At 67.4% G+C, this 21,737-nt stretch carries 20 protein-coding genes and 1 pseudogene; 7 read left to right on the top strand and 14 right to left on the bottom strand.

Annotation, left to right across the window (positions count from 1 at the left end):
* Nucleotides 1-7: 7 nt before the first annotated feature.
* The 5 genes from N5D91_RS17395 to N5D91_RS17375 all read right to left on the bottom strand — a co-directional run bounded on the left by N5D91_RS17395 (nucleotide 8) and on the right by N5D91_RS17375 (nucleotide 5,311).
* Complete coding sequence (locus N5D91_RS17395) at nucleotides 8-1,264, bottom strand: cysteine desulfurase (RefSeq protein WP_180854108.1); 1,257 nt, start codon at nucleotides 1,262-1,264, stop codon at nucleotides 8-10.
* Nucleotides 1,261-2,523 (bottom strand): Fe-S cluster assembly protein SufD, encoded by a 1,263-nt coding sequence (gene sufD / locus N5D91_RS17390; protein WP_180854109.1) that lies wholly within the window; start codon nucleotides 2,521-2,523, stop codon nucleotides 1,261-1,263. The genes N5D91_RS17395 and sufD overlap by 4 nt, the downstream gene beginning before the upstream one ends.
* Complete coding sequence (gene sufC, locus N5D91_RS17385) at nucleotides 2,523-3,287, bottom strand: Fe-S cluster assembly ATPase SufC (protein ID WP_110711472.1); 765 nt, start codon at nucleotides 3,285-3,287, stop codon at nucleotides 2,523-2,525. Before sufC ends, sufD begins: the two co-directional genes overlap by 1 nt.
* A gap of 74 nt (nucleotides 3,288-3,361) precedes the next feature.
* Nucleotides 3,362-4,837: a Fe-S cluster assembly protein SufB gene (gene sufB, locus N5D91_RS17380; protein WP_010483551.1), complete on the bottom strand. Its 1,476-nt coding sequence runs from the start codon at nucleotides 4,835-4,837 to the stop codon at nucleotides 3,362-3,364.
* Nucleotides 4,838-4,855: 18 nt separating this feature from the next.
* Nucleotides 4,856-5,311, bottom strand: coding sequence for an SUF system Fe-S cluster assembly regulator (locus N5D91_RS17375; protein WP_110711474.1), 456 nt, complete (start codon nucleotides 5,309-5,311; stop codon nucleotides 4,856-4,858).
* Between the two features lie 209 nt (nucleotides 5,312-5,520).
* Between N5D91_RS17375 and N5D91_RS17370 the strand changes: the two genes are divergently transcribed.
* Nucleotides 5,521-5,988, top strand: coding sequence for an SET domain-containing protein-lysine N-methyltransferase (locus N5D91_RS17370; protein WP_110714274.1), 468 nt, complete (start codon nucleotides 5,521-5,523; stop codon nucleotides 5,986-5,988).
* Nucleotides 5,989-6,060: 72 nt separating this feature from the next.
* On the opposite strand, the gene N5D91_RS17365 is transcribed toward N5D91_RS17370, so the two are convergent.
* The 4 genes from N5D91_RS17365 to N5D91_RS17350 all read right to left on the bottom strand — a co-directional run bounded on the left by N5D91_RS17365 (nucleotide 6,061) and on the right by N5D91_RS17350 (nucleotide 8,293).
* On the bottom strand, nucleotides 6,061-6,657 hold the full coding sequence (locus N5D91_RS17365) for a DUF1439 domain-containing protein (protein WP_049413438.1): 597 nt from the start codon (nucleotides 6,655-6,657) through the stop codon (nucleotides 6,061-6,063).
* A gap of 81 nt (nucleotides 6,658-6,738) precedes the next feature.
* Entirely contained in the window at nucleotides 6,739-7,275 is a 537-nt protein-coding gene (locus tag N5D91_RS17360; RefSeq protein ID WP_180854110.1) for a hypothetical protein, read from the bottom strand.
* A 56-nt stretch (nucleotides 7,276-7,331) separates the two neighbouring features.
* Nucleotides 7,332-7,640, bottom strand: a complete 309-nt coding sequence (locus N5D91_RS17355) for a DUF3861 family protein (protein WP_110714275.1) — start codon at nucleotides 7,638-7,640, stop codon at nucleotides 7,332-7,334.
* Nucleotides 7,641-7,894: 254 nt separating this feature from the next.
* Entirely contained in the window at nucleotides 7,895-8,293 is a 399-nt protein-coding gene (locus tag N5D91_RS17350; RefSeq protein ID WP_010483539.1) for an HU family DNA-binding protein, read from the bottom strand.
* A 371-nt stretch (nucleotides 8,294-8,664) separates the two neighbouring features.
* Here N5D91_RS17350 and N5D91_RS17345 point away from each other — a divergent pair, with 371 nt between their 5' ends.
* Nucleotides 8,665-9,096, top strand: coding sequence for an OsmC family protein (locus N5D91_RS17345; protein ID WP_005408443.1), 432 nt, complete (start codon nucleotides 8,665-8,667; stop codon nucleotides 9,094-9,096).
* Between the two features lie 51 nt (nucleotides 9,097-9,147).
* On the opposite strand, the gene N5D91_RS17340 is transcribed toward N5D91_RS17345, so the two are convergent.
* Together N5D91_RS17340 and N5D91_RS17335 are read right to left on the bottom strand one after the other, a co-directional pair.
* Nucleotides 9,148-10,026, bottom strand: coding sequence for a PhzF family phenazine biosynthesis protein (locus tag N5D91_RS17340; protein WP_110711477.1), 879 nt, complete (start codon nucleotides 10,024-10,026; stop codon nucleotides 9,148-9,150).
* 111 nt (nucleotides 10,027-10,137) lie between these two features.
* Entirely contained in the window at nucleotides 10,138-11,013 is an 876-nt protein-coding gene (locus tag N5D91_RS17335) for a PhzF family phenazine biosynthesis protein (protein ID WP_180854111.1), read from the bottom strand.
* 75 nt (nucleotides 11,014-11,088) lie between these two features.
* Between N5D91_RS17335 and N5D91_RS17330 the strand changes: the two genes are divergently transcribed.
* The 3 genes from N5D91_RS17330 to murD all read left to right on the top strand — a co-directional run bounded on the left by N5D91_RS17330 (nucleotide 11,089) and on the right by murD (nucleotide 16,502).
* Nucleotides 11,089-13,683, top strand: coding sequence for a bifunctional aspartate kinase/diaminopimelate decarboxylase (locus tag N5D91_RS17330; protein WP_180854112.1), 2,595 nt, complete (start codon nucleotides 11,089-11,091; stop codon nucleotides 13,681-13,683).
* Between the two features lie 76 nt (nucleotides 13,684-13,759).
* A complete protein-coding gene (gene murL, locus N5D91_RS17325) occupies nucleotides 13,760-15,112 on the top strand; it encodes a UDP-N-acetyl-alpha-D-muramoyl-L-alanyl-L-glutamate epimerase (protein WP_180854113.1) in 1,353 nt (450 codons plus the stop codon).
* Nucleotides 15,093-16,502, top strand: coding sequence for a UDP-N-acetylmuramoyl-L-alanine--D-glutamate ligase (gene murD, locus N5D91_RS17320; RefSeq protein ID WP_180854114.1), 1,410 nt, complete (start codon nucleotides 15,093-15,095; stop codon nucleotides 16,500-16,502). The genes murL and murD overlap by 20 nt, the downstream gene beginning before the upstream one ends.
* A gap of 121 nt (nucleotides 16,503-16,623) precedes the next feature.
* Here murD and N5D91_RS17315 read toward each other — a convergent pair whose 3' ends face one another.
* The gene (locus tag N5D91_RS17315; RefSeq protein WP_180854115.1) at nucleotides 16,624-17,220 is read right to left on the bottom strand and encodes an SMI1/KNR4 family protein; all 597 of its coding nucleotides are present in this window, start codon (nucleotides 17,218-17,220) and stop codon (nucleotides 16,624-16,626) included.
* 134 nt (nucleotides 17,221-17,354) lie between these two features.
* Between N5D91_RS17315 and N5D91_RS17310 the strand changes: the two genes are divergently transcribed.
* Nucleotides 17,355-18,146 carry a dienelactone hydrolase family protein gene (locus N5D91_RS17310; RefSeq protein WP_180847433.1) on the top strand — a complete coding sequence of 264 codons (792 nt, stop codon included), beginning with the start codon at nucleotides 17,355-17,357 and terminating at the stop codon, nucleotides 18,144-18,146.
* 96 nt (nucleotides 18,147-18,242) lie between these two features.
* Here N5D91_RS17310 and N5D91_RS17305 read toward each other — a convergent pair whose 3' ends face one another.
* A complete protein-coding gene (locus tag N5D91_RS17305) occupies nucleotides 18,243-19,241 on the bottom strand; it encodes a polyprenyl synthetase family protein (protein WP_110711491.1) in 999 nt (332 codons plus the stop codon).
* Nucleotides 19,242-19,455: 214 nt separating this feature from the next.
* On the opposite strand from N5D91_RS17305, the gene N5D91_RS17300 reads away from it, so the two are divergent.
* The gene (locus N5D91_RS17300) at nucleotides 19,456-21,069 is read left to right on the top strand and encodes an alpha-glucosidase family protein (RefSeq protein ID WP_153856442.1); all 1,614 of its coding nucleotides are present in this window, start codon (nucleotides 19,456-19,458) and stop codon (nucleotides 21,067-21,069) included.
* Between the two features lie 265 nt (nucleotides 21,070-21,334).
* Here the strand turns inward: N5D91_RS17300 and N5D91_RS17295 are convergent.
* Nucleotides 21,335-21,737, bottom strand: a pseudogene (locus tag N5D91_RS17295) (TonB-dependent receptor); the annotation flags it as partial.

Below are 21,737 nucleotides of genomic sequence, written 5' to 3'. Positions count from 1 at the left end.
GCCGGGCTCAGCCCAGCAGCTTGCGCACCTTGGTCAGCGCGGTCATGAAGCGCTCGATCTCGGCGTGCGTGTTGTAGAACGCCAGCGAGGCACGGCAGGTGGCGGCGACGCCGAAGTACTGCAGCAGCGGGTGTGCGCAGTGCTGGCCTGAGCGCACGGCCACGCCTTCCAGGTCGAGCAGGGTCGCCAGGTCGTGCGCATGCGCGCCGTCGATCAGGAACGAAACCACGGCGGCCTTCTCCGGCGCTTCGCCGATGATGCGCAGGCCGTCAACGCGGCGCAGCTCTTCGGTGAAGTGCGCCAGCAGTTCGGCTTCGCGTGCTTCCACGTTCTCCTGCCCAAGCTCCTGCAGGTAGTCGGCAGCCACGCCCAGGCCGATGAAGCCTGCGATGTTCGGGGTGCCGGCTTCGAACTTGTGTGGGGCATCGTTGAACACGGTGCCGTCGAAGCTGACTTCCTTGATCATCTCGCCGCCGCCGAGGAACGGTGGCATCGCGTCCAGATGCTCGCGGCGCGCCCATAGCGCACCGGTGCCGGTCGGACCGCACATCTTGTGGCCGGTGATGGCGTAGAAGTCACAGCCGATCGCGGCGACGTCGACCTTGCGGTGCGGCACGGCCTGCGAGCCATCGACCACGGTGATGATGCCGCGCTTGCGCGCTTCACGGCAGATCTCGCGCACCGGATTGACCGTACCCAGCACGTTGGAGACATGGGTGACCGCCAGCAGCTTGACTTCCGGGGTCATCGCCGCGCGCAGCGCATCCAGGTCCAGCGCGCCATCAGGGGTGATCTCGGCTACGCGGATGGTGGCGCCGGTACGCTGCGCGACCAGCTGCCACGGCACGATGTTGGCATGGTGCTCCATGCGCGTGATCAGGATCACGTCACCGGCCTTCAGTCGCGGCAGCGCCCACGAGTAGGCCACCAGATTGATGGCGAAGGTGGTGCCACTGCACAGCACCAGGTCGCTGGGACGCACGTTGAGGAAGCGCGCCAGCTTGTTGCGTGCGCCTTCATAGGCATCGGTGGCTTCGCTGCCCAGTGCATGCACCGCACGGCTGACGTTGGCGTTGTAGCGGCGGTAGAACTCGTCCACCGCGCCGATCACCTGCACCGGCTTCTGGCCGGTGTTGGCATTGTCGAAATAGACCAACGGCTTGCCGTGCACTTCACGCATCAGCAGCGGGAAGTCGAGGCGGACGCGGTCCCAGTCGGGTGCGCCGGTGCGTTCTTCGATCGGGCGCGGCGTGGACAGGTTCATGCCACACCCGCCTCGGCCAACGCCTTGTCCAGACGGCGTGCCAGCTGCGCACGCAGCGCGTCTGGCAGGATCTTCAGCGGCTCGTGACAGAACGCGGCGCTGAGCAGAGCCTGTGCCTGGGCCTGCGGCAGGCCGCGCGAGCGCAGGTAGAACAGCGCATTGGCGTCGAGCTGGCCGACGGTCGCGCCGTGCGCGGCCTTCACTTCATCGGCGTCGATCACCAGCGTCGGCTGGGTGTCGATCTCGGCATCGGCCGACAGCAGCAGGTTCTTGTTGGACAGGTTCGCGTCGGTGCCATCGGCGCCTTCGCGGATCTGGATGCCACCATGGAACACCACGCGGCTGCGGTTGGCGGCAACGCCGCGCCACAGCAGTTCGCAGGCGGTATCGCGCGCGATGTGGTCGATGCCCAGGCGGGTTTCGACATGGCGGCGGCCATTGCCGAGCAGCACGCCGTTGGCGGTCAGCTGGGCGTTGTCGCCTTCCAGGCGGACGTTCAGTTCATGGCGGCTGAGCGCGGCGCCCAGTTCCAGGTCGACACGGTGGTACTGCGCGTCGCGGGCCAGTACGGCGTCGGTGCGCAGGAAGCTGGTCTGGCGCGCGCTGCCGGCCTGCACGCGGGCGTGCTTGAGCACGGCATCACGGGCGACGTGGGCATGCAGCACGGTGTTGTCCAGGTGGGCGGAGTCACCCACGCTGAAGCGGTGCTCGACCACGCCGAGGCTGGCGCCGGCCCGCAGTTCGATCAGGTGGCGATGGTGCCAGGCCAGGTCGGTATCGCCGGCGACGCTGGCAAATACCAGCTGCAGCGGTACCTCAACCTGCACGCCTTCGTCCACGCGCAGCACTACGCCTTCATCGGCCAGCGCGGCGTTGAGGCGGGCGAAAATCTCTTCGCTGCGCTCGTAGCGGCGGCCAAGGAAACGCACGGCGTCTTCGCCGGAGGCCAGTGCGGCCGACAGCGGCTGCAACTGCACGCCGGCCGGCAGGCCCTGCACGTCGCTCAACGCGGCATCCAGGCGGCCGTTGACGAACACCAGGCGCGGCGCCGGGATGTCCTCCAGAAGCGCGGCGTCCAACGCCGGGCCCTGCAGCGGTGCCGCGGCGAACGCACGACGCTCCAGCTGGCGCAGCGAGGTGTACTTCCAGGCTTCGTTGCGGGCGGCCGGCAGGCCGTCACGCAGGGCCGCGTCCAGCACTTCGCGGCGCGCATCGCTGCCGCAGAAGGCCTGGGCCATCGAATCGAGCAGCGCGCTCATCAGACGGCCGCCTCGCGCACCACGCGATCCTTGAGGAAATCGTAGCCGTGCGCTTCCAGTTCCAGTGCCAGTTCCGGGCCACCGGTCTTGACGATGCGGCCATCGGCCAGCACGTGCACCACGTCCGGCTTGATGTAGTCCAGCAGGCGCTGGTAATGGGTAATGACCAGGAACGAACGGTCGGCGGCGCGCAGTGCGTTGACGCCGTCGGCCACGCTCTTCAGCGCATCGATGTCCAGGCCCGAATCGGTTTCGTCCAGGATCGCCAGCTTCGGTTCCAGCACGGCCAGCTGGAAGATCTCGTTGCGCTTCTTCTCGCCACCGGAGAAGCCTTCGTTGACGCCACGGTGCAGCAGTTCATCCTTCAGGTGCAGCACGGCCAGCTTCTGGCGCACCAGCTTGAGGAACTGCATGGAATCGAGTTCGTCCTCACCGCGCGCCTTGCGCTGGGCGTTCAGTGCCGCGCGCAGGAAGTAGGTGTTGTTCACGCCCGGGATTTCCACCGGGTACTGGAACGCCAGGAACAGGCCGGCGGCGGCGCGCGCTTCCGGGTCCTGCTCGAGCAGGTCGGTGCCTTCAAACTGCACGCTGCCTTCGGTCACTTCGTAGCCGTCGCGGCCGGCCAGGACATTGCCCAGGGTGGACTTGCCGGCGCCGTTCGGGCCCATGATGGCGTGCACCTGGCCGGGCTTCACATCCAGCGACAGGCCCTTGAGGATTTCCTTGTCGCCGATGCGGGCGTGGAGGTTTTCGATCTTCAGCATGGTGGGGGTTTCCGTGGGGCGGGCCGCGGCCCGCCGGTAAAGAGAATGCGTTTGCGAGGGGCAGGGGCGGGCGGTCAGCCCACCGAACCTTCCAGCGAGACTTCCAGCAGCTTCTTGGCTTCCACCGCGAACTCCATCGGCAGTTCGCGGAACACCTGCTTGCAGAAGCCGTCGACGATCATCGACACCGCGTCTTCCTGGCTGATGCCACGGGCGCGGCAGTAGAACAGCTGGTCGTCGGAGATCTTGGAGGTGGTGGCCTCGTGCTCGACGGTGGCGCCCGGGTTCTTCACCTCGATGTAGGGGAAGGTGTGGGCGCCGCACTGCTTGCCGATCAGCAGCGAATCGCACTGGGTGTAGTTGCGCGCGCCGTCGGCGTTGCGGTCCACCCGCACCAGGCCGCGGTAGGTGTTCTGGCCACGGCCGGCACTGATGCCCTTGCTGACGATCTTGCTCTTGGTGCGCTTGCCGATGTGGATCATCTTGGTGCCGGTGTCGGCCTGCTGGCGGTGATGGGTCAGCGCCACGGAGTGGAACTCACCGACCGAGTCGTCGCCCAGCAGCACGCAGGACGGGTACTTCCAGGTGATCGCCGAGCCGGTCTCGACCTGGGTCCAGGTGACCTTGCTGCGCGCGCCACGGCATTCGGCACGCTTGGTGACGAAGTTGTAGATGCCGCCGACGCCGTTCTCGTCGCCCGGATACCAGTTCTGCACCGTGGAGTACTTGATCTCCGCATCTTCCAGCGCGACCAGCTCGACCACCGCGGCGTGCAGCTGGTTCTCATCGCGCATCGGCGCGGTGCAGCCTTCCAGGTAGGAGACGTAGGCCTTGTCCTCGCACACGATCAGGGTGCGCTCGAACTGGCCGGTGTGGCCGGCGTTGATGCGGAAATAGGTGCTCAGTTCCATCGGGCAGCGCACGCCCTTGGGAATGAACACGAAGCTGCCATCGGAGAACACCGCCGAGTTGAGCGCGGCGAAATAGTTGTCGCCCACCGGCACCACGGTGCCCAGGTACTGGCGGACCAGCTCCGGGTGTTCCTTGATGGCCTCGGACATCGAGCAGAAGATGATGCCCTTCTCGGCCAGTTCCTTGCGGAAGGTGGTACCGACGGACACCGAATCGAACACCGCGTCCACCGCCACGCCGGCCAGCTTGGCGCGCTCATGCAGCGGCACGCCCAGCTTGTCGTAGGTGTCGAGCAGCTCCTTCGGCACGTCATCCAGCGAGGCATACTTCGGGCCCTTCGGCGCGGAGTAGTAGCTGAGCGCCTGCAGGTCGATCGGCGCGATCTCCAGCTTGGCCCAGTCCGGCATCGGCATGGTCAGGAAGTGGCGGTAGGCGTCCAGGCGCCACTGCGTCATCCACTCCGGTTCTTCCTTCTTGGCCGACAGGGCACGGATGGTGTCCTCGTCCAGGCCCGGCGGCAGGGAGTCCGATTCGATCTCGGTGATGAAGCCGGCCGAATACTTGCGGCCGAGCTGCTCGTGGATCTCGCGGTTGGGGGTGTCGTCGTGGGCGACGTTTTCGATGGTTTCGGTGGCCATGGGGGGGCTGCCTACGGATCAGGAGACGACGTCGACAGCGATGGTGCGGCGCTGTTCGTCATCGACAAGGGGGAGAGGGGGCAGGATCTGCGCGAGGCTGACATCGCGCAGGGCCTCGGAGACCACGTCGTTGATCAACCGCCAGCTGCTGCGCGCGCCGCACTTGGGGGCCATGCCGCACTGGTGGTGGTCGTGGCTGCATTCGGTCAGGGCCAACGGCCCTTCCATCGCTTCGACCACTTCGAACAGCGAGATCTCGATGGCCGCGCGGGTCAGCCGGTAACCGCCACGGACGCCGCGCAGGCCTTCAACCAGGCCGGCCTGGGCCAGTGGCTTGAGCACCTTGCTGACGGTGGGCGGCTCCAGACCGGTGAATTCGGCCAGCTCGGTGGCACTGAGCACCTCGCCCGGACGGGCGGCGAGCACGGTCAGTACGACGGTGGCGTAATCGGTGAGTTTGGTGACGCGCAACATGGGGATGCGAGTGGTTCTTAAAGCGGACTGAAATTGTACGCTTTTATTCGCCGCCATCCAACCCGGGCATTCAGCCGGTGCTGGGGCCGGGCCGGGAGGACACACCGGGGCCGTTGCCAGGGCGCAATGCTGCGCCAACGGGGTGATTTTCGCAATCACCCGGAATGGGCGAGAATCCCGGTTCCATTCGCTGCAAACAGCCCGTGCCGATGCCGAAGAAGATCCAAGCCCGCAAGTCCGCCATCCATGGCAACGGCGTGTTCGCCGTGGCCCCGATCAAGCAGGGCGAGCGCGTGATCCAGTACAAGGGCCTGCTGCGCAGCCACGGCGACGTCGATGCCGATGACAGCGGCGACGTCGAAAGTGGCCATACCTTCCTGTTCACCCTCAACGACGACTGGGTGATCGATGCCAACTACAAGGGCAATGACGCGCGCTGGATCAACCACAGCTGCGACCCGAACTGTGAGGCGGTGATCGAGGAAGACGAGGACGGCGACAGCCGGGGCGACAAGGTGTTCATCGAGGCAGTGCGTGATATCAAGGCCGGCGAAGAGCTGACCTACAACTACGGCATCACCCTGGCCGAGCGTCACACCGCCAAGCTGAAGAAGATCTGGGAGTGCCGCTGCGGCTCGCCCAAGTGCACCGGCACCATGCTGCAGCCCAAGCGCTGACCCACAGCGGGTAGTGCCGGCCGCTGGCCGGCACACATGTGAAAAGCGTGCCGGCCAGCGGCCGGCACTGCCTTATTTACCCAGTACGCCTGCCGGCACCAGATTGCCCAGGTTCTGGTTGAAGGTGACCACCAGCTTGCCGTTCTTCACCTGTGCCGACTGTACCTGCAGGGCGCCGAGCAGGCCGGCCACGGCCGGGTCCAGCTTGTAGATCGGTTCGCGCTGGGCGTAGTCGCTCAGCCAGGCATTGAGCAGGCCGCGGGTGCGCGAATCGAGGCGACCGCCCTGGTTGGCCGGGGTGAAGTCATCCACGCTGGGCTGCTGCAGGTGGAAGCCCTGGGTCTGCGCGTCATAGCGCAGGCCGCTGCTGAGCTTCACCGTTCCCAGCTTGGACGGGTTGCCACCGGCGGTGGCCAGAGCAACATCCATGCCCAGGTTCAGCCGCTCGCCGGCCGGAAGGCTCAGCTGTGGATGGCTCATGGTCAGCGCGATCAGGCCGCCGAGGGCGTCCTGCGTGCGTGGGAAGCTGCCATCGAGGTACTGCTGCACGTCACTGGCACCGACCGACAGTTCGCGGCCGGAGATGGAAGGGGCGGCCTGCGCGCCGATCGCAGCGGCGATCAGCACGGTGGAGGCGGCAAGGCGGGTCATCAGGGAACGCAGGCGCATGGCGGTGACCGGTGGATATGAATGGACGAATCAAAGAGTAGCCGTGCCGGCTGAATCGCGCGTGCATGCCGCTGCAACGGTTCAGTCCAGCGACGGGCGCAGTTGCGCCGACTGGATCTGCCAGGCGCGACCGTCGCGGCTGGGTTGCACGCGGTACCAGCCGCCAAAGCGGAAGGTGCCTTGTGTGGTGACCGCGCGGATCCGCACCGGCACCTCCAGCAGCCGGGGAGGCTGCTGGTCGTCGCGTGCGATCGGGGGCTCGCTGTCCAGGCGCAGCGTGCGCAGGTCCTGCAGCTGGCGCAGGACGGCATCGTCTGCGTGCCGCGGATCGGCGGGCGGGAATGCCCAGGCGGCGTCGCTGGTGCTGCGGTCGCGGTTGAGCAGCGCGATCACGTAGCGGTTGAGCATCACCGAAGGGGGGACGGCGTCGGTGTCCACTGCAGCAAACAGCGGATCGACCGTCGGTGATTGCAGGGCGGATGTGGCGGTTTCCGCGTTGGCCTGTACCTCCGCGCTGGCGGCTGCGGGGGGCGGGGCCGGTGTTGGATCCGATTGCGCTGCTGGCCGGGAACAGCCCAGCAACACCAGTGGCGAAATCAGCAACAGGAACCTGCGCATGCCTGCCTCCTCCCCGAGGCGACGTGAAGGAGCGCAGTGTATCGGCTGCGCCGGTATCAGCGGGAGGAGGGCAGCTGTTCCAGCGCGTCCAGGGCCGGCAGTACCTGTGCTGCGATGGCGGCCAGCGCGTGGCCGTCGGACTCGGCATGGCGCTGCACGATGTCGCGCAGCAGCTGGGTGGCGATCACCAGGGTGGCGCGCTCGTCGCCGCTGAGACCTGCCGTGCGCGGCGCTCCTTCCAGCAGGCGCATCAGGTCACGGCTGGCACGGTGTTCGAGTTCGATGGTGCAGCGCCCGGTGCACTGCAACCCGTCCTTTTCGATCGGGGTCACCGAGATCCGGTAGCGGGTGGAGGGGCTGGCCATGAGGGGGTGCTCGCCGTAGCTGTGGAGGATGTGCCCACCATAGGCAAGGCCGCGGCCGACAGCGACGGCCGGCGCTGCACGCAGTGTTCCACCCGGTACGTTCCGGTACTGCGGCAGGTCGGGCGCAGCCAATGCTGGCGGGCCTGTACGGGCATTCCCGGGATTGCGGCAACGCTGTGTTGCGGACCGTGGTTGGGACAAAAAAAACGGGACGGCCAGAGCCGTCCCGTCGGAATCCGCGTTGGGGCGCGCGCTTACAGCGCGGCGTCCTTCAGCTTCTTCAGCGGACGCACCTTCAGCTTGGTGGTGGCCGGCTTGGCGGCGAACCACTGCTCTTCCTTGGTGAACGGGTTGATGCCCTTGCGCTTCGGCTTGGCCGGCACATTGACGGTGGTGATCTTCAGCAGGCCCGGCAGGGTGAACGAGCCAGCGCCCTTCTTGTGCACCGAGGAGGCGACGGCGCTTTCCAGCGAGGCCAGCACAGCGCGGACGTCCTTGGCGATGACGCCGGAGGCTTCAGCGATGTGTGCAACCAGGCCGGACTTGGTCAGCACTTCCTTGATCGGCTTCGGAGCGGCCGGCTTGGCGGCTGCCTTCGTCGCGACTTTCTTCACTGCCTTCTTCGGGGCAGCCTTCTTAGCGGTCTTTGCCATGGTTTCCTGTTCCGTGAACGGTTGGTTGTTTGGTCGGCGCCGAACCCCGTCGGCAAGCGCAATGTAGGGCAACTCTCGGGCGCCGCCAATAGCCTGAAGCGCGGAAAGTGCATGTTTTTTCATATCCAGGCCGATTCAGTACATGGCCGGCCGTGGGGGATGGGGGCGCGGCAGCATGCGCGATGGCTGGTGCCCGTCCATCGGTGGAATGCGCGAAACCACTGAAAACAAGGGGGAAATGCGCAGATGGCTGGTGAAGAAGTGTCCATCTGCCCGGTTCCCGGCGGACGTTCGGCATGCGGCGGAGCGACGCAGGGCTAACGCGTGCCGTGCGAGGGTGACCGTTCATCACCGCCACGCAGGAGCAGCATATGGGAATCTCGCGACACGCCACCGCGCACTGGGAAGGCGATCTGAAGTCGGGCAAGGGACAGTTGAGCACGCCGCAGAGTGGGCTGCTGGACAAGACCCGCTACGGCTTCAACAGCCGCTTCGGTGACGAGAAGGGCACCAATCCGGAAGAACTGATCGCTGCCGCGCACGCCGGCTGTTTCACCATGGCGCTGTCGGCCAAGCTCGGCGAGGCCGGCTTTACCCCGACCTCGCTGGATACCGAAGCCAAGGTCGATCTGTCATTGGAGGGCGGCCCGCAGCTGTCGCAGATCCGGCTGAAGGTGAAGGCGGTGGTGCCGGGCATCGACGCGACGCAGTTCCGTGCGATTGCCGATGACGCCAAGCAGAACTGCCCGGTATCCAAGGCGCTGAGCGCAGTGCCGATCAGCCTGGAAGCCGAGCTGGGCTGAGCGGCCGTTACCTGTAGAGCCGAGCCCACGCTCGGCTCTACCGCTTGCGGATCACCAATCGATGGTGCCGCTGATCACCGTCTGCACCTGGCCGCCCGACCAGACCTCGCCGTCCTCGTCGACCAGCAGCGTCAGGCGTGCATCGTGGCCGACTTCGCGGCCCTGGCTGACTTCGAACGGTGCACGACCACGGGGCAGGGCATCGCGCAGGTCCAGCCATGCGGCCAGCACGGCGTTGGCGGCACCGGAGGCGGCGTCCTCGAAGCGGCGTCCATTGCCGACGAAGGCACGTACCGCCAGATCGAAGCCCTCACCACCATCGCTGAAGGCATAGGCGAACACGCCCATGCTGTCGGTGGACTCGGCCAGTGCGGCTACGGCATCCCAGTCCGGACGCAGGGCACGCAACGCGGCTTCATCGGCCACCTGCACCACCCACCAGCTGCGCCCGCCCTGCATCCGCGCCGGCGGCAGGGAGCCCAGCGGCCAGTCCTTCAGCGCCGCCTGCAGACGAGGATCGGTCGCCTCGGCAGTCTCGGCCAGCTGCGCGCGCGGCGTGCGGATGGCGATGCGCTGCTGCGCACCCTCACCGCTGACGCGCAGCGGCAGGGCACCGGCAATGCCGTCCTGCACCAGCACACCATCGACCGCTGCGGCCAGGCCGGCCTGCAGCACCGCATGCGCGGTGCCGACGCTGGGGTGGCCGGCAAACGGAACTTCCTTCTGCGGGCTGAACATGCGCAGCCGGTAACTGGCACCGGCGACCTGCGGCGGGAACACGAAGGTGGTCTCGGGCAGGCGCGTCCAGCGTGCGATGGCCTGCATGCTGGCATCGTCCAGGCCCTCGGCATCGAGCACCACGGCCAGCGGATTGCCGGCGCCGGCGCGCGGGGAGAACACATCCAGCTGCAGGAAACGGCGTGCGGGCATCGGGGAAACTCCAGAATCAGGTAGCGCGCAGCTTAGCGCGCCGTTGTAGAGCCGAGCCCATGCTCGGCTGTGTTGGGGTGTGAGAAGAAGCAGCCGAGCGTGGGCTCGGCTCTACATCCAGCTGATCTGGCCGTCGATGACCGGCTGCACCTGGCCGCCGATCCAGACCGTGCCCTGTGCATCGACCTCGACCTGTACGCGGCCATCGCGACCCACTTCGCGGCCCTGGCTGGCCACGTAGCGGCCCTCGCGGCCGGGCAGGGCGTTGCGCTGCCGCAGCCAGGCGCCGATCAGCGCATTGGCGCTGCCGGTCACCGGGTCCTCGGGTACGGCGGCCGCATCAGCGGGGCAGAATGCGCGCACCACCCGGGTATGGTCGGTGCCGGCTTCGTCGGCGAACACGGCCAGGCCGGTGGCATCGGTGGCGAGGCTCCAGTCGGCCAGCGCGGCCATGTCCGGCGCCAGGTTGCGTACGGCGGAGGCGTCGCGCAGCGGCAGCAGCCACCAGCGTGCGCCGTTGTCCCAGAGTTCGGGCACGTGCCCGTTGGCGGCGAGGGCCAGCAGCGCTTCGGGTGCTCCGTCCGCCGCTGTGTCCAGATGTCGCGCCGGTGGGCTGGCCAGCTGGATCTGCAGTGCCTCGGCCGGGCCACTCACCCGTACCGGCAGCAACCCCGCCGCGCATTGCTGCAGCAGGGCACCGTCGCGCGGTTGCGCCAGGCCGCAGCTCACCGCCGCCCAGGCCGCGCCGACGCTGGGGTGGCCGGCGAAGGCCAGCTCACGGGTCGGGGTGAAGATGCGGATGTGGTAATCGGCGCCGGGCGCACTGGGGCGCAGGAAGAACACCGTCTCGGACAGGTTCAGCCAGGCGGCCAGGGCCTGCATCTGCTCGCCGGAGAGCCCATCGGCGTCCAGGATGGCGCCCAGTGGGTTGCCGGTGCCGGGGCGGGGGGCGAAGACATCGAGCTGCAGGTAACGGAGGACGGCCATCTACGGGGATATTGCGCTTAGAATCAAAGGCTCCGCCCCTGAGGGCGGCTTCCCCACATTCTACATAGCCAATCCATGTCAGCTTCCCCCCTTGTCGATCGTTGGATCGTACTGAAGTTCGGCGGCACCTCGGTGTCGCGTCGTCATCGCTGGGACACGATCGGGAAGCTGGCGAAAAAACGTGCGGAAGAGACCGGCTCGCGCGTGCTGGTGGTGGTGTCGGCGCTGTCCGGGGTCACCAACGAACTGACCGCGATCGCCGATGGCGCGCCGGACAGCCGTGATCGCGTGGCGGCGCTGGTCGAACGCCACGAGGCCTTCCTGGTTGAACTCGGCCTGGGCCGCGAGGTGCTGGCCGAGCGCCTGGCGGCGCTGCAGGGGCTGCTCGACGACGCGCGCGCGGCCACCCGGCCGCTGCAGTGGCAGGCCGAAGTGCTGGGCCAGGGCGAACTGCTGTCCTCCACCCTGGGCGCGGCCTATCTGCACGCTTCGGGCCTGGACATGGGCTGGATGGATGCCCGCCAGTGGCTGGACGCGATGCCGCCGCAGCCGAACCAGAGCGACTGGTCGCAGCGGCTGTCGGTGAACTGCCAGTGGCGTGCCGATGCGGAGTGGATGCAGCGCTTCCGCGCGCAGCCGACCCGCCTGTTGATCACCCAGGGCTTCATTTCGCGGCATGCCGATGGTGGTACCGCCATCCTCGGCCGCGGTGGCTCGGATACCTCGGCGGCGTACTTCGGTGCGCTGCTCGGTGCCAGCCGCGTGGAGATCTGGACCGATGTGCCGGGGATGTTCAGTGCCAACCCGAAGGACGTGCCGGACGCGCGCCTGCTGACCCGTCTGGACTATTACGAGGCGCAGGAAATCGCCACCACCGGCGCCAAGGTGTTGCACCCGCGCTCGATCAAGCCGTGCCGCGATGCCGGCGTGCCGATGGCCATCCTCGATACCGAGCGCCCGGAACTGCCGGGTACCAGCATCGATGGCAGCGCTGCACCGGTGCCGGGCGTGAAGGCGATCAGCCGCCGCAACGGCATCGTGCTGGTGTCGATGGAAGGCATCGGCATGTGGCAGCAGGTCGGCTTCCTGGCCGATGTGTTCAACCTGTTCAAGAAGCATGGCCTGTCGGTGGACCTGATCGGTTCGGCCGAGACCAACGTCACCGTGTCGCTGGACCCGTCCGAGAACCTGGTCAACACCGATGTGCTGGCTGCGCTGTCGGCTGACCTGTCGCAGATCTGCAAGGTGAAGGTGATCGTGCCGTGCGCGGCGATCACCCTGGTTGGCCGCGGCATGCGTTCGCTGCTGCACAAGCTGTCGGACGTGTGGGCGACCTTCGGCCGCGAACGCGTGCACATGATCTCGCAGTCGTCCAACGACCTGAACCTCACCTTCGTCATCGACGAAGCCGATGCCGATGGCCTGTTGCCGATCCTGCACGCCGAGCTGATCGACAGCGGCGCGATGCCGGTGGAAGAGACCGAGGTGTTCGGCCCGCGCTGGCGCGAGATCGCCGGCACCGTGCGCCCGCGTGGCACGCCGTGGTGGCGGGGCCAGCGTGCGCACCTGCTGCAGCTGGCCGATGCTGGCACGCCACGCTACGTCTACCACCTGCCGACGGTGCGCGCCCGCGCCCGCGCGCTGGCCGCGATCAAGCCGATCGACCAGCGCTACTACGCGATCAAGGCCAACAGCCACCCGGCCATCCTGCAGCTGCTGGAAGCCGAAGGCTTCGGCCTGGAGTGCGTATCGCACGGCGAACTGAAGCACGTGTTCCAGCACCTGCCCGAACTGTCGCCCAAGCGCGTGCTGTTCACCCCCAGCTTCTGCCCGCGCAGCGAGTACGAAGCCGCGTTCGCGCTGGGCGTGACCGTTACCGTCGACAACGTCGAAGCACTGCAGCGCTGGCCGGACCTGTTCCGCAACCGCGAGCTGTGGCTGCGCGTGGATCTGGGCCGTGGCGAAGGCCACCATGCCAAGGTCCGTACCGGCGGCAAGGACTCCAAGTTCGGCCTCCCGATCGCCCGCGTCGATGAGTTCGTGCGCGCGGCCACCGATCTGGGCAGCCGCGTGGTCGGCCTGCATGCGCACCTGGGCAGCGGCGTGGAAACCGCGCAGCACTGGCGCCTGATGTGCGATGAGCTGGCAGGTTTCGCCCGCCGCATCGGCAGCGTGCACACCATCGACATCGGCGGTGGCCTGCCGATTCCGTACAGCGACGAAGACGAGCCGTTCGATCTCGACGCCTGGGCCGAGGGCCTGGCCGAGGTCAAGGCGCTGCATCCTGCATTCCGCCTGGCGATCGAGCCGGGCCGCTACCTGGTGGCCGAATCCGGTGTGCTGCTGACCCATGTCACCCAGGTGGTGGAGAAGGACGGCGTGCGCCGCGTCGGTCTGGATGCTGGCATGAACGCACTGATGCGTCCGGCCCTGTACGACGCCTGGCACGACATCGAGAACCTCAGCCGCCAGGGCGGCTATGCCGAAGCGGCGTTCGATGTGGTCGGCCCGATCTGCGAATCCAGCGATGTGTTCGGCAAGCGCCGCAAGCTGCCGGTGTCGACCGCGCCGGACGACGTGATGCTGATCGCCGACGCCGGCGCGTACGGCTATTCGATGGCCAACACCTACAACCAGCGGTTGCTGCCGCGCGAAGACGTGATCGAATGACCACCGCGCGCGCCCTGCACCCGCCCACCGACACGCCCCGCGCAGCTGCGCGGGCCCGTGCCTGACCGGATACACCATGACTGCTTTCGATAAACACCAGGTTTCCCGCTTCCGCTTCGTCCGCTGCGAATTCGCTGCGGAGACCGGCGTGGCCAGGCTGGTCTACGCCTTCGATGACGGCCCGGAGATGGTGGAAACCATCACCGTGCCGGGCGCCCCGTTCGTGCTGGACGAAGCGCGTAGCGCCGCCGTGCAGCGCGCGCTGCAGCTGCTGCACCTGATCGCCGGTGTCAGCTATTACAAGGCGGGCGTGCCGGAGACGGTCAGCATCGACAGCTACACCATCGATGCCGATACCGCTGCGCTGGTGGAGACGGTCTACCTCAATGGCCTGGGTGAATTCGCGTACCGCAATGGCCTGAACCTGCGCGGGCGCTTCCGCCTGCCGGTGCAGGGTGACGCCGTGCAGGCGCCGGTACTGGGCCTGCAGCCGCACGCGCTGGTGGCGATCGGTGGCGGCAAGGATTCGCTGGTCAGCATCGAAGCGCTGCGCCGCGCCGGCGTGGACGAGACCGTGACCTGGATCGGTGGCTCGCAGCTGATCCGCGCCTGTGCCGAGCGTACCGGCCTGCCCACGTTGAACCTGGGCCGCGCGCTGGCGCCGGAACTGTTCGAGCTCAACCGCCAGGGCGCCTGGAACGGCCATATCCCGGTCACCGCGGTGAACTCGGCGATCATGGTGCTGGCCGCGCTGCTGCAGGGCGTGGACCAGGTGGTGTTCTCCAACGAGCGTTCGGCCAGCTACGGCAGCCAGATTCCGGGCACCGGCGAAGTGAACCACCAGTGGTCCAAGGGCTGGGCGTTCGAGCAGGCGTTCGGTCGCCATGTGCAGGCGCACGTGGCGGCGGACCTGAAGTACTACTCGCTGCTGCGTCCGATGTCCGAGCTGGCGGTGGCCCGCCAGTTCGCCAAGACCGACTTCTACGACGCGCACTTCTCCAGCTGCAACCGCAACTTCCACATCCTCGGCGAGCGCCCGGTGAACCGCTGGTGCGGCGTCTGCCCGAAGTGCCATTTCGTGTTCCTGGCGCTGGCCCCGTTCATGCCGAAGACGCGCCTGGTGCGCATCTTCGGCCGCAACCTGCTGGACGATGCCGAGCAGGCCGGCGGTTTCGACGCGCTGCTGGAATTCCAGGACCACAAGCCGTTCGAGTGCGTGGGCGAAGGCCGCGAATCGCGTGCGGCGATGGCGACCCTGGCGCAGCGCCCGGAGTGGAAGGAAGACGTGCTGGTGAAGCGCTTCTGCAATGAGATCCAGCCGCAGCTGGATGCCGCCGAACTGGAACTGGCACCGCTGCTGCAGCTGCAGGGCGAGCACCGCGTTCCGGCTGCGCTGTGGGAACGGGTGCGTGAAGATTTCGACGCTTGAAGGAAAGCGCGTTGCGCTGTGGGGCTGGGGCCGTGAGGGCCGTGCGGCATTTGCGGTGCTGCGTGAGCGCCTGCCGGCACTGCCGCTGAGCCTGTTCTGCCCGGCGGCCGAAGTGGAGGCCGCGCGTGCGGAAACACAGGGCGTGCTGGACGTGCGTGGCGAGCCTTCTGCTGAAGCGCTGGCCGCGTTCGACGTGGTGATCAAGTCGCCCGGCATCAGCCCCTACCAGCCGGTCGCGCTGGCGGCGGCGGGGCAGGGCACCACCTTCATCGGTGGCACCGCGCTGTGGTTTGCCGAACATGCAGGTGCCGATGGCATCGTGCACGACACCGTGTGCGTGACCGGTACCAAGGGCAAGAGCACCACCACCGCGCTGGTCGCACATCTGCTGCGTGCCGCCGGCCACCGTACCGGCCTGGTCGGCAACATCGGACTGCCGCTGCTGGAAGTGCTGGACCCGCAGCCCGCCCCCGAATACTGGGCGGTGGAACTGTCCAGTTACCAGACCGGCGAGGTGGCGCGCAGTGGCGCCCATCCGCAGGTGGCGGTGGTGCTGAACCTGTTCCCGGAGCACCTGGACTGGCACGGCAGCGAGCAGCGTTACATCGAGGACAAGCTGCGGCTGGTGACCGAAGCTGCGCCGCGCATCGCCGTGCTCAACGCCGCCGATCCGCATCTGGCCGCACTGTCGCTGCCCGACAGCGAGGTGGTCTGGTTCAACCAGCCGCAGGGCTGGCATATGCGCGGTGACATCGTGCATCGCGGCGAGCAGGCCGTGTTCGATACCCGCGACACGCCGCTGCCGGGCCGCCACAACCGCGGCAATCTGTGCGCGGTGCTGGCCGCGCTGGAAGCGCTGGGACTGGATGCGGTGGCGTTGGCGCCGGCGGTGCAGGACTTCCGTCCGTTGCCGAACCGCCTGCAGCGCATCGGCGTGGCCGATGGCCTGACCTACGTGAACGATTCGATCAGCACCACGCCGCATGCCAGCCTGGCCGCGCTGGAGTGTTTCGCCGGCCAGCGCATCGCGCTGCTGGTGGGCGGCCATGATCGTGGCCTGGACTGGACCGATTTCATGCAGCACATGGCGCACGACCTGCCGCCGGTGGAGATCGTGACCATGGGCAGCAACGGCCCGCGCATCCACGCCATGCTGCAGCCGCTGGCCGATGCTGGTCGCTTCGGCCTGCATGCCGCCGGCGATCTGCCGGAGGCAATCGCTTTGGCGCGTTCTGCGCTGGGTTCTGAGGGCGGGGTGGTATTGCTGTCGCCTGGCGCACCGAGTTTCGGCGCCTACCGCGATTACGTAGCGCGTGGCCGCCACTTCGCCGAACTGGCCGGATTCGACCCGGACAGCATCAGCGCGATTCCGGGGTTGGGCATCGCCTGATCCGCCGGATCGGGGTCGGATCCCTTTCCGCAGGAAAGGGCTCTGACCCCAGCGGGATCCTGTACACCCATCCACGCAAGGCGTGGATCTACTGTAGCGCCGTGCCCATGCTCGGCTGGGTTCAATCCTCGTCCTGGTCGATGAACGCGTAATCGCGATCAATCATCTGCTGCAGGTACGCATCGAAGCTGGGCGCGATCACCGCATAGCTGTCCGGATCGTGCAGGTAGCGCACCACCTGGCCGACCGTGCCACCCGGTGCCGGATCAAAATCCAGGTACAGCATCGAGGTGCCGCCGTTGTTCATGCAGTGCGAGAAGCACAGGCGGCGGTTCATCGGCAGATCGGCGTCGATGCCCTCACCCAGGATCTCCGGCTCGTCATCCAGCCACTCTTCGTAGATCGAACGGATGCTGTCGTCCCACTGCTGCTGGTCTTCGAAGATCTGCGCAACCGAACGCAGGTAGTAGGGATAGCCGCTGTCCTCCACGTCCGAGCCGAGCACCAGCACGCAGACCTCGCCGCCGGGGTACTCACGGAAGTGGGTGCCATCCACGCGGGACAACAGTTCCAGCAGGCTGTCTGGCACCTGAGGCCACTGCGCACGCAGGCGCTGCAGGTCTTCGCCGCTGGCGCCCTGCACGTGGGCCCACTGCGGGGCATCCTCGGCAGGCAGGCGGGGGATCAGGCCAGACAGAAAGCGATCAACAAGGTTCATGCAGAAAAAGGGGGACGGAGGGGATTAAGTCGTATCCAACCACACCTGCGTCACGTCGCCAATGCAGAATGCGACGCGGGAGGGGCGAATACGGCTTAATCCCCTCCGTCCCCTTTTTCTTGCGGAGCAGGCGCATGAATCGTTGGCGATGCGGTGTGGCGGTGATGCTGGGGCTGGCGGCGATGCCGGCATGGGCGGCGATGAAGACCCTGCCGGTGGAGTGGAAGCATCAGGGCACGACCTTCAGTGGTGTGCTGGTCTACGACGATGGCGGGCATGACAAACGCCCGGGACTGGTGATGGTGCCGAACTGGAAGGGCGTGAACGAATCGGCGGTCGAGAAGGCCAAGCAGCTGGCCGGCGATGACTACGTGGTGCTGGTGGCCGATGTCTACGGCAAGGGCGTGCGGCCGAAGACCGATGCCGAGGCCGGCCCGATCGCCAGCAAGCTGCGCAACGACCGGCCGCTGCTGCGCGCACGTGCGCTGGAGGCGGTGAACGTGCTCAAGGCGCAGGCCGGCAAGGTGCCACTCGATACCCGTCGGATCGGTGCGGTGGGCTTCTGTTTCGGTGGCACCACGGTGCTGGAACTGGCCCGTGCCGGCGCGCCGCTGGCCGGTGTGGTCAGCCTGCACGGCGGGCTGGGCTCGCCGCTGCCGGCGCAGGCCGGTGGCACGCACCCGTCGGTGCTGGTGCTCAATGGCGCCGACGACACCAGCGTGACCGCCGAGGACATCGCCGGTTTCCAGAAGGAAATGAACGCGGCCAAGGTCGACTGGGAATTCACCAACTACAGCGGCGCGGTGCACTGCTTCGCCGAGCGCGATGCCAACAGTCCGCCAGGCTGCCAGTACAACGAACGGGCAGCCAAGCGCGCCTGGAAAGCGCTGGATGAGTTCTTCGAGGAGCGTTTCGAGAAACGTTGATCCGTGCAGCGGTAGTGCCGGCCGCTGGCCGGCAACCTCATGATGCTGCGGATGTCATCGGGAATGCCGGCCAGCGGCCGGCACTACCGAAGGCGGTCAATGCGAACGCTGCACCGCGTAGCGGGCCAGGCCGCGCAGGGCGGCGACGGCGTCGTTGTCGGCCAGACCATCGAGCGCACGTTCGGCGGCTTCGGCGTATTCCTCGGCGCGACGGCGGCTGTACTCGAGGCCGCCGGTGGCACGGATCGCGGCCAGCACTTCCGGCATCGCCGAGGCATCACCGTCCTGCACGATGGTGCGCAGGCGCTCGCGGGTGGCGGCGTCCGAATGGGCCATGGCGTGGATCAGCGGCAGCGTGGCCTTGCCCTCGGCGAGGTCGTCACCCAGGTTCTTGCCCAGCTCCTCGGCATTGGCCGAGTAGTCCAGCACGTCGTCGGCGATCTGGAACGCGTAGCCCAGGTGCATGCCGTAGTCGAACAGGGCCTGCTGGGTGGCTTCGTCCACACCGCTGGCCAGCGCGCCGAGGCGGGTGCCGGCAGCGAACAGCACCGCGGTCTTGCGTTCGATCACGCGCAGGTAGGCGGCTTCGTCGGTATCGGGGTTGTGCACGTGCAGCAGCTGCAGCACTTCACCCTCGGCGATGCGGTTGGTGGCATCGGCCAGGATCTGCATCACCGACATGCGTTCCAGCTCGACCATCAGCTGGAAGCTGCGCGAGTACAGGAAGTCGCCGACCAGCACGCTGGGCGCGTTGCCCCACAGCGCATTGGCGGTGCTGCGGCCACGGCGCAGGCTGGATTCGTCCACCACGTCGTCGTGCAGCAGGGTGGAGGTGTGGATGAATTCGATGATCGCCGCCAGCTGGTGGTGATCCGGGCCGGCGTGGCCGACCGCGTGGCCGGCCAGCATCACCAGCATCGGGCGCAGGCGTTTGCCGCCGGCGGAAATGATGTGGTCGGCGATCTGGTTGATCAGCACGACGTCCGAGGACAGCCGGCGCCGGATCAGGGCGTCGACGGCGGCCATGTCGGCCGCGGCAAGCGACTGGATCTGGGGCAGGCCCAGGGCGGGACGGGTGTCTTCGGTGATGGTCATGCGATCAGGCTTTCAGGCTCATCGCTGATTATAGGCGTTGCCTGTGAATTCGGGCGCAAACCGGGCTGGCCGACGTCCCCGGCCCGGCCACGGCTGCCGCCTGCGTGAATACGTATGCAGGTTGCGCCATGCCCGGGAGGGCGCCGCTAAGCTTGCCGGAACAGGATTTAGGCCCGCTTCCGGCGGGCCCTGCATGCCCGGAGGGGGGCTGTCGATGTCGCACTATCCATGGTGGCGCGGAGCCGTCATCTACCAGATCTACCCGCGCAGCTACCTCGACGCCAACGGCGATGGCGTGGGCGACCTGCCAGGCATCATCCAGCGCTTGGACCACATTGCCGCGCTGGGCGTGGATGCGATCTGGATTTCGCCGTTCTTCAAGTCGCCGATGGCCGACTTCGGCTACGACATCGCCGACTACCGCGACGTCGACCCGCTGTTTGGCAGCCTGGACGACTTCGACCGCCTGCTGGCCAAGGCCCACGGCCTGGGCCTGAAGGTGATGATCGACCAGGTACTGAGCCACACCTCGATCGAGCACGCCTGGTTCCGCGAGAGCCGTCAGGATCGTAGCAACCCGAAGGCGGACTGGTACGTCTGGGCCGACCCGCGCGAGGACGGCACGCCGCCCAACAACTGGCTGTCGCTGTTCGGCGGCTGCGCCTGGCAGTGGGAGCCGCGCCGCGAGCAGTACTACCTGCACAACTTCCTGGTCGACCAGCCGGACCTGAACTTCCATCACCCGGACGTGCAGCAGGCGACCCTGGACAACGTGCGCTTCTGGCTGGACCGCGGCGTGGATGGCTTCCGCCTGGATGCGATCAACTTCTGCTTCCATGACGCGCAGCTGCGCGACAACCCGGCCAAGCCGGCGGAGAAGCGCTTCGGTCGCGGCTTCAGCCCGGACAACCCGTACGCCTACCAGTACCACTATTACAACAACACCCAGCCGGAGAACCTGCCGTTCCTGGAGCGGCTGCGCGCGCTGCTGGACGAGTACCCGGGGGCGGTCAGCCTGGGCGAGATCTCCTCGGAGGACTCGCTGGCGACCACGGCTGAGTACACCCGCGATGGCCGCCTGCACATGGGCTACAGCTTCGAACTGCTGGTGGACGACTACAGCGCGGCCTATATCCGCGACACGGTCTCGCGGCTGGAAGCGGCAATGACCGAAGGCTGGCCGTGCTGGGCGGTTTCGAATCACGACGTGGAACGGGCGGTCAGCCGCTGGGGGGGGCGCCCGGCCGATCCGCGGCTGGCGCGGATGCTGGTGGCGATGCTGTGCTCGCTGCGCGGCTCGGTCTGCCTGTACCAGGGCGAGGAACTGGGCCTGGCCGAGGCCGAGGTGCCGTTCGAGGCCCTGCAGGACCCCTATGGCATCACCTTCTGGCCCAACTTCAAGGGCCGCGATGGCTGCCGGACCCCACTGCCGTGGACCGACGCGCCGCTGGCCGGTTTCACCGCCGGCCAGCCGTGGCTGCCGATCCCACCCGAGCACCGCGCCGCGGCCGTGGCGGTGCAGGAGCGCGACCCGGACTCGGTCCTGGCTGCGTTCCGCGGGTTCCTGGCCTGGCGGCATAGCCAGCCGGCACTCCTGCATGGCAGCATCCGATTCATCGAAAGCGCCGAGCCAGTGCTGCTGTTCGAGCGTATGCTTGCAGATGAAACCCTCCTGCTGGCCTTCAACCTGTCGGCCGAAGCAGTGAGCCATCCGCTGCCGCCGGGCAACTGGCAGCAGGTGGCGGTGCCGGGCCCGGATGCGGGCACGGTGCAGGGCAATGAACTCCAGCTGCCGCCGCGCGCGGTGTATTGCGCCCGACGCAGCTGACCGTTTTCTCCGGTGGCGGTACTTGCGGGGACGGGGCCGAAGCGCCCCGTCCCTTTTTTGTGGGTGGGATTGTGGTGAAGGGCATCCACGCATGGCGTGGATCTACCCAGCGACACCCCAACCAGTAGATCCACGCCAGGCGTGGATGGGCCTTGCCGACCGACGGCCGGCATTCGCGCAAAAGAAAACCCGCTGCCTGCGCAGCGGGTTTCCGGTCCTGCTCCCCTTGTGTTGCCGGCCAGCGGCCGGCACTACCCGGTCGTGGTCAGAACTTGTAGTTCACGCCCAGCATGTAGGTGCGGCCCCACTCGATGTATTCCAGCGGGCGGTCCTTGCTGCCGGCGTAGGTGCGGTACGGCTCGTTGGTCAGGTTGCTGCCCTGCAGCAGCAGGGTCAGCCCGCGCAGGCTGCTGCTGTCGCTGAAGGTGTAGCTGACCTGTGCATCGGTCACGTTCTCGCCCACCACGTAACGCAGCGTGCGGTTGCCGTTGAAGTTGCCGATCTCACCGATGAAGTCCGAGCGGCGGCGCTGGCTCACGCGTGCTTCAAAGCCACTGCGCTCGTAGTAGGCGGTGAAGTTGTACACGCGCTTGGACAGGCCCGGCAGGCTGATCGGGTCGGTGCCCACACTGGAGGCACTCTCCGGATCCAGGATGGTGATGTCGCTC

The sequence above is a fragment of the Stenotrophomonas sp. GD03794 genome, from assembly GCF_029842145.1.
Taxonomy (GTDB): Bacteria; Pseudomonadota; Gammaproteobacteria; order Xanthomonadales; family Xanthomonadaceae; genus Stenotrophomonas; species Stenotrophomonas riyadhensis.
This window is presented reverse-complemented; position numbering and strand designations above follow the sequence as displayed.

What these genes read in the sequence shown, in the direction of transcription:
- N5D91_RS17395 (WP_180854108.1), bottom strand. Translation starts at nt 1,264, where the DNA reads ATGAACCTGTCCACGCCGCGCCCGATCGAAGAACGCACCGGCGCACCC.
- sufD (WP_180854109.1), bottom strand. Translation starts at nt 2,523, where the DNA reads ATGAGCGCGCTGCTCGATTCGATGGCCCAGGCCTTCTGCGGCAGCGAT.
- sufC (WP_110711472.1), bottom strand. Translation starts at nt 3,287, where the DNA reads ATGCTGAAGATCGAAAACCTCCACGCCCGCATCGGCGACAAGGAAATC.
- sufB (WP_010483551.1), bottom strand. Translation starts at nt 4,837, where the DNA reads ATGGCCACCGAAACCATCGAAAACGTCGCCCACGACGACACCCCCAAC.
- N5D91_RS17375 (WP_110711474.1), bottom strand. Translation starts at nt 5,311, where the DNA reads ATGTTGCGCGTCACCAAACTCACCGATTACGCCACCGTCGTACTGACC.
- N5D91_RS17370 (WP_110714274.1), top strand. Translation starts at nt 5,521, where the DNA reads ATGCCGAAGAAGATCCAAGCCCGCAAGTCCGCCATCCATGGCAACGGC.
- N5D91_RS17365 (WP_049413438.1), bottom strand. Translation starts at nt 6,657, where the DNA reads ATGCGCCTGCGTTCCCTGATGACCCGCCTTGCCGCCTCCACCGTGCTG.
- N5D91_RS17360 (WP_180854110.1), bottom strand. Translation starts at nt 7,275, where the DNA reads ATGCGCAGGTTCCTGTTGCTGATTTCGCCACTGGTGTTGCTGGGCTGT.
- N5D91_RS17355 (WP_110714275.1), bottom strand. Translation starts at nt 7,640, where the DNA reads ATGGCCAGCCCCTCCACCCGCTACCGGATCTCGGTGACCCCGATCGAA.
- N5D91_RS17350 (WP_010483539.1), bottom strand. Translation starts at nt 8,293, where the DNA reads ATGGCAAAGACCGCTAAGAAGGCTGCCCCGAAGAAGGCAGTGAAGAAA.
- N5D91_RS17345 (WP_005408443.1), top strand. Translation starts at nt 8,665, where the DNA reads ATGGGAATCTCGCGACACGCCACCGCGCACTGGGAAGGCGATCTGAAG.
- N5D91_RS17340 (WP_110711477.1), bottom strand. Translation starts at nt 10,026, where the DNA reads ATGCCCGCACGCCGTTTCCTGCAGCTGGATGTGTTCTCCCCGCGCGCC.
- N5D91_RS17335 (WP_180854111.1), bottom strand. Translation starts at nt 11,013, where the DNA reads ATGGCCGTCCTCCGTTACCTGCAGCTCGATGTCTTCGCCCCCCGCCCC.
- N5D91_RS17330 (WP_180854112.1), top strand. Translation starts at nt 11,089, where the DNA reads ATGTCAGCTTCCCCCCTTGTCGATCGTTGGATCGTACTGAAGTTCGGC.
- murL (WP_180854113.1), top strand. Translation starts at nt 13,760, where the DNA reads ATGACTGCTTTCGATAAACACCAGGTTTCCCGCTTCCGCTTCGTCCGC.
- N5D91_RS17315 (WP_180854115.1), bottom strand. Translation starts at nt 17,220, where the DNA reads ATGAACCTTGTTGATCGCTTTCTGTCTGGCCTGATCCCCCGCCTGCCT.
- N5D91_RS17310 (WP_180847433.1), top strand. Translation starts at nt 17,355, where the DNA reads ATGAATCGTTGGCGATGCGGTGTGGCGGTGATGCTGGGGCTGGCGGCG.
- N5D91_RS17305 (WP_110711491.1), bottom strand. Translation starts at nt 19,241, where the DNA reads ATGACCATCACCGAAGACACCCGTCCCGCCCTGGGCCTGCCCCAGATC.
- N5D91_RS17300 (WP_153856442.1), top strand. Translation starts at nt 19,456, where the DNA reads ATGTCGCACTATCCATGGTGGCGCGGAGCCGTCATCTACCAGATCTAC.